Raw genomic sequence first — 5,947 nt, forward strand, 5'->3', positions numbered from 1 at the left:
GGGGTCTCCCCATGCGAGAGTAGGACACTGCCAGGCATCAAATCAAGCCGAGACCCCATGCCAAAAGCGTGGGGTTTCGGCTATGTGGGAAATAAAAAGCCAAAGAAAGAGCCTTCTGCCATGCAGAGGGCTTTTTTGTATCTGAAATTTGGATGCGACTTAACGATATATGAACCACATATGCAGGTATATGGTCATTGGATATCTCTAAGCTGACAGAATGCTTGTATATAAAGACAATTTTCCCGCCATATTAATCATCTTTCTGCCATTTTTATAACCACGCCCACAGAAATAAAGCTTCATTTCCTTAGAATTATTGACTACAAAATTGAAACAATGTTTTGATTATTGAGGTCTAAATGAATGCTGGTCTCTTTGTATATACCGCAATTACCGCAATATTGGCGACGACGCTTACCTGTACAGCGGTTCAGGCAAGCCCGGTGACGTACCAAAAAGTAGCCATTACTGAAAACAACCTACCGGTATTTTATCCACAGCTAAAAAAGCAAATGACTTACCAAAACTCATGGTTAGCAGGCAAATATACTGATTTTGCTTTGTGGAAGAGTGATACCAGAAAAGTTCTTCGCCAGGCATTACTCACTCCTGACTCAACAATTGCTTTCTCCGCAGAAAAGATCGATCAGCAAGAGCGTGGTAGTTATATTGCTGAAAAGATAGTGTTTAATATCACAGATGAAAGCCGCGTACAGGGGTTGCTATTAACACCAAAGAGCAAAGGGCCTCATCCGGCGATTGTTTTATTGCATGATCATGGCTCCAAGTTTGATATCGGCAAAGAGAAAATGATCCGTCCATGGGGAGATAGTGCACAACTTGCCTCTGCACAAGCGTGGTCGGATAAATTCTTCAGTGGCAAATTCATTGGCGATGAATTGGCAAAACGCGGTTATGTGGTGCTATCCATCGATGCTATTGGTTGGGGTGATAGAGGCCCTATCAGCTATGAGCAGCAACAAGCTGTAGCCAGTAACTTCTTTAATCTTGGTCGATCATTAGCGGGAACAATGGCTTATGAGGATATGCGAACTGTTGATTTTCTGGCGACATTGCCGTCAGTTGATCCGCAACGTATTGGCGTTGTAGGTTTTTCTATGGGTGCCTATCGCGCCTGGCAGCTAGCCGCATTGTCCGATAAGGTGGCTGCAACTGCGGCTATATCTTGGTTTGGTAACTACCAGGGCCTGATGACTCCGGGGAATAATGTACTTCGGGGACAATCCGCTTTCTATATGCTGCACCCTGGCATTGCTAATAAGTTAGATTTTCCAGATATTGCCAGTTTAGCCGCACCAAAACCGATGCTACTTTTTAACGGCGGAAAAGATAAGCTATTCCCATCGGATGCTGTGCAAGAGGCATATAACAAAGTCCATGCCATTTGGCGTTCACAAAATGCAGAGTCACGGTTGGTCACTCGTAATTGGCCAGCATTAGGGCATGTATTTTATCAAGAACAGCAAGATGTGGTGTTCCCGTGGTTAGATCGCTGGCTCAAACCATAAAAAAAGGCCCCGCAGGGCCTTGAGTGAAATCAACCGAATTAGTGAGAGCTGCTCTGAGAGGCACCCAAGCCAGTTTGTGAACGTACAAACTGGGCTTTGAAGCGCAACCGCTCTTGCTGGCCCTCTTCTGAGTTATCGGTGATGGAGAAGAACCAGATCCCGACAAATGCTACTATCATTGAGAATAGTGCAGGATATTCATAGGGATAGATTGGTTTTGCATGGCCCAGTATTGTCACCCAGATTGTTGGGCCTAAAATCATCAGGATGACCGCAGTCAGTAATCCTAACCAGCCTCCAATCATCGCGCCACGAGTCGTCAGTTTTTCCCAATACATCGAAATGATGATAATTGGGAAGTTACAACTGGCTGCAATGGAGAATGCTAAGCCTACCATGAAGGCAATGTTTTGTTTTTCAAACAGAATACCCAAGCCGATCGCGACAAATCCTAAAACCACCACGGTGATTTTCGATACTTTCAGTTCATCACGCTCATTTGCTTTGCCCTTCTTGATGACGCTGGCGTAAAGGTCATGCGAAACCGCAGATGCACCCGCTAATGTCAGGCCCGCGACCACCGCCAGAATAGTTGCAAAGGCAACCGCTGAGATAAAGCCTAAGAAGAAACTACCGCCTACAGCATCAGCCAGATGAACTGCCGCCATATTATTGCCGCCCAGCAATGCGCCAGCCGCATCTTTAAAGGCTGGATTTGGGCCTACCAACAGGATCGCGCCAAAGCCAATAATAAAGGTCAATATGTAGAAGTAACCGATAAAGCCTGTCGCATAGAACACACTTTTACGGGCTTCTTTTGCATCACTTACAGTAAAGAAGCGCATCAGAATATGTGGCAAGCCAGCGGTACCAAACATCAATGCCAGGCCAAGAGACAAGGCGGATATAGGGTCGGATACCAACCCCCCAGGGCTCATGATTGACAGGCCTTTAGGGTGAACTTTAACTGCTTCGCTGAACAGTGTATTGAAGTTGAAGTTAACCGACTTCATCACCATGAGAGCCATAAAGGATGCGCCAGCCAGCAGTAATACGGCTTTAATTATCTGTACCCATGTTGTGGCCAACATGCCACCAAACAGGACGTACAGCACCATCAAGATACCGACCAATACGACGGCAACGTGGTAGTTCAAACCGAACAGCAACTCAATTAATTTACCTGCTCCGACCATTTGTGCAATCAGATATAAAGCCACGACAACTAACGAGCCACAAGCAGATAAGGTGCGAATAGGTCTTTGCTTCAGCCGGTAAGATGCCACATCGGCAAAAGTATAACGGCCCAGATTACGCAGACGTTCAGCGATTAAAAATAGAATGATTGGCCAGCCGATTAAAAAGCCGATGGAATAAATCAGGCCATCGTAACCGGAGGTATAAACCAATGCAGAAATACCGAGGAATGAGGCCGCCGACATAAAGTCACCGGCAATCGCCAAACCATTCTGGAAACCGGTTATACGCCCACCCGCAGTGTAATAATCTCCGCGTGAGCGGGTTCGTTTAGATGCCCAGTAGGTGATATAGAGTGTTGCGCCGACAAACAGCACAAACATTACAATTGCTTGAATATTAAGTGGTTGGCGATGGACTTCACCGGTAATTGCTTCTGCTTGTGACAGCGCAGGAATAGTCAATAAGGAAAGTACGGACCAATGACGAGTCTTCATTGCTTCACCTCGCGAAGAATTTCTGCCGTCAGACGGTCAAACTCGCCATTAGCACGAATAACGTAAATACCTGTCAGAACAAAAGAAATAACAATCAAGCCTACACCCACGGGAATGCCGCGAGTAATGGTCGCACCTGCGTATAGCGGGGTGCCGAGCCATTGTGGTTCGAAAGCAATAAGGAAAATGAAACCGACATACAGCGCCAAGGTAATCAGCGACAGTAGCCAGGCAAAGTGACTGCGCTTTTGCACCAACTCTTTGAAACGCGGGTTATTTTCAATCTCTTGATAAATGTTGTCATTCATCAGAGTCTCTCCTTTGAGGCATTAAATAAGGTGCCGCCCGGAGGCGGCATAATTTACGATGGCGCTTGCATTGATTGTTTTTCTTCCAGCAATTTGTCGACGACACCCGGATCGGCGAGCGTTGAGGTATCTCCTAAGTTGCTGGTATCACCTGCGGCGATTTTGCGTAGGATCCGGCGCATAATTTTGCCCGAACGTGTTTTTGGTAATGAATCGGTCCAGTGCAAGATATCGGGTGTGGCGATTGGGCCAATCTCTTTACGCACCCAATTGCGCACCTCGGTATACAGCTCAGGCGTTGGCTCTTCACCATGATTCAAGGTGATGTAGGCATAGATAGCCTGCCCTTTAATGTTATGCGGAACCCCAACGACAGCGGCTTCAGCAATTTTTGGGTGCGAAACTAGCGCTGACTCAATTTCAGCGGTACCCAAACGATGGCCTGATACGTTCAGCACATCATCAACCCGGCCGGTGATCCAGTAGTAGCCATCTTCGTCACGACGTGCGCCATCACCACTGAAATACATGCCTTTAAAGGTAGAGAAATAGGTCTGTTCAAAACGGTCATGATCACCAAACAGGGTGCGGGCCTGACCGGGCCACGAGTCGGTGATGACTAAATTACCTTCGGTGGCACCTTCTTGTGGGTTGCCCAGATTGTCTACCAGCGCTGGCTGAACGCCAAAAAATGGGCGAGTTGCAGAACCTGCTTTCAATTCGGTGGCACCTGGGAGTGGGGTTATCATGAAACCACCGGTTTCAGTCTGCCACCAGGTATCAACTATTGGGCATTTGCTGTTACCGATTTTGTTGTAATACCATTCCCATGCCTCTGGGTTAATCGGCTCCCCAACCGATCCCATGATCCGCAGCGAAGTTCGTTTAGTGCCTTCGATGGCTTTGTCACCTTCGGCCATTAAGGCGCGGATAGCAGTAGGAGCGGTATACAGAATATTGACCTGATGTTTATCAATGACCTGACCCAAACGATTGACGCCCGGATAGTTCGGGACACCTTCAAACATTAAGGTAATAGCACCGCAAGCCAGCGGGCCATACAGTAAATAGCTGTGACCAGTCACCCAACCCACATCAGCAGTACACCAATAGATATCGCCAGGGTGGTAATCAAAAACGTATTTAAAAGTCAGTGCGGCGTAAACCAAATAACCGCCGGTGGTATGTAATACCCCTTTCGGTTTACCGGTAGAGCCGGAGGTATACAGGATAAACAGCGGATCTTCCGCATTCATTTCTTCTGGTGGGCAATCGGCCGAAGCATCTTTAATCAGGTCGTGCCACCACAGGTCTCGCCCATCGTTCCAATAACTGGCATTGCCGGTTCGTTGGAACACAACAACATTTTTGATACTGGTAATGGCAGGGTTTTTCAGCGCCTCATCGACATTTTTTTTCAGGGGAATGGCGCGACCAGCACGGATGCCTTCATCGGCAGTAATCACCAATTTTGAGTTAGAGTCGATAATTCGGCCAGCGACGGCATCAGGTGAGAATCCACCAAAAATTACCGAGTGAACCGCACCAATACGGGCGCAGGCTAACATCGCCACGGCAGCTTCTGGCACCATTGGCATATAGATAGCAACAACATCACCTTTCTTGATGCCCAGCTTTTTCAGCACATTGGCAAACTGGCATACATCATGATGAAGTTGTTTGTATGTAACGGTTTTGGACTGATTAGGATCATCGCCTTCCCAGATAATCGCTGTTTGATCACCGCGTTCTGCCAGATGGCGGTCCAGGCAGTTTGCCGCAAGGTTCAGCGTGCCATCTTCAAACCAACGGATACTGACATGACCAGGATCGAAAGAGGTATTCTTCACCGTTTTATAGGGTTTAATCCAATCAATAATCTTGCCATGCTCACCCCAGAATTCATCAGGGTTCTGAACCGATTGTTGATAGTATTGGTGATATTGTTCTGGGTTTATCAGGGCATGCTCTGCAATTGCAGTTGGAATAGAGTGCTTATGTATTTGGCTCATCATCATTCTCCTTGAGATTGTTAATAATATGTCAATCAAAAGTTAATTATAGTGTGAGGAGATGTTTTGTTTCTTTTTTGGGCGACAGATCACGCATAAAAGATGTTGATTTAGAGACTTACTTAATGCGCTGAGTGGTGAATCGATATCTTAATGATAGAAGAGCTGCCATCTGACCATGCTATAAAGGAAAGGAAATGTGGGCGTCAGCTCATTTTCAATACGAAAAGGGGATATCTATAGACTGACAAAGTGAATGATATTAACGTTGCGTGATTAAAACTGTGCGGTATTAGTGGTTAACCAAAAAAAATAATATCTATTTACCGCTGAGGAATAAATATTATTTTAAGATCTTACTGTAATTAAAAAACAATATATATTCCAAGTTAGAATATATA

The 5,947-nt window shown here is 46.1% G+C and carries 4 protein-coding genes; 1 reads left to right on the forward strand and 3 read right to left on the reverse strand.

The features are described 5' to 3' along the window. Positions 1–362: 362 nt before the first annotated feature. Positions 363–1,532 (forward strand): dienelactone hydrolase family protein, encoded by a 1,170-nt coding sequence (locus tag HU019_RS19975; RefSeq protein WP_265101918.1) that lies wholly within the window; start codon positions 363–365, stop codon positions 1,530–1,532. Positions 1,533–1,570: 38 nt separating this feature from the next. On the opposite strand, the gene actP is transcribed toward HU019_RS19975, so the two are convergent. Genes actP through acs form a run of 3 tightly spaced genes read right to left on the reverse strand, consistent with a single transcriptional unit; the run spans position 1,571 to position 5,546 of the window. Next, positions 1,571–3,226 (reverse strand): cation/acetate symporter ActP, encoded by a 1,656-nt coding sequence (actP, locus tag HU019_RS19980; RefSeq protein ID WP_174850127.1) that lies wholly within the window; start codon positions 3,224–3,226, stop codon positions 1,571–1,573. Continuing rightward, positions 3,223–3,534, reverse strand: a complete 312-nt coding sequence (locus tag HU019_RS19985) for a DUF485 domain-containing protein (RefSeq protein ID WP_005156735.1) — start codon at positions 3,532–3,534, stop codon at positions 3,223–3,225. The genes actP and HU019_RS19985 overlap by 4 nt, the downstream gene beginning before the upstream one ends. Before the next feature lie 53 nt (positions 3,535–3,587). Further along, the gene (acs, locus tag HU019_RS19990; RefSeq protein WP_174850128.1) at positions 3,588–5,546 is read right to left on the reverse strand and encodes an acetate--CoA ligase; all 1,959 of its coding nucleotides are present in this window, start codon (positions 5,544–5,546) and stop codon (positions 3,588–3,590) included. Between the last annotated feature and the right edge of the window lie 401 nt (positions 5,547–5,947).

Source organism: Yersinia artesiana, from assembly GCF_902726545.1.
GTDB classification, from domain to species: domain Bacteria; phylum Pseudomonadota; class Gammaproteobacteria; order Enterobacterales; family Enterobacteriaceae; genus Yersinia; species Yersinia artesiana.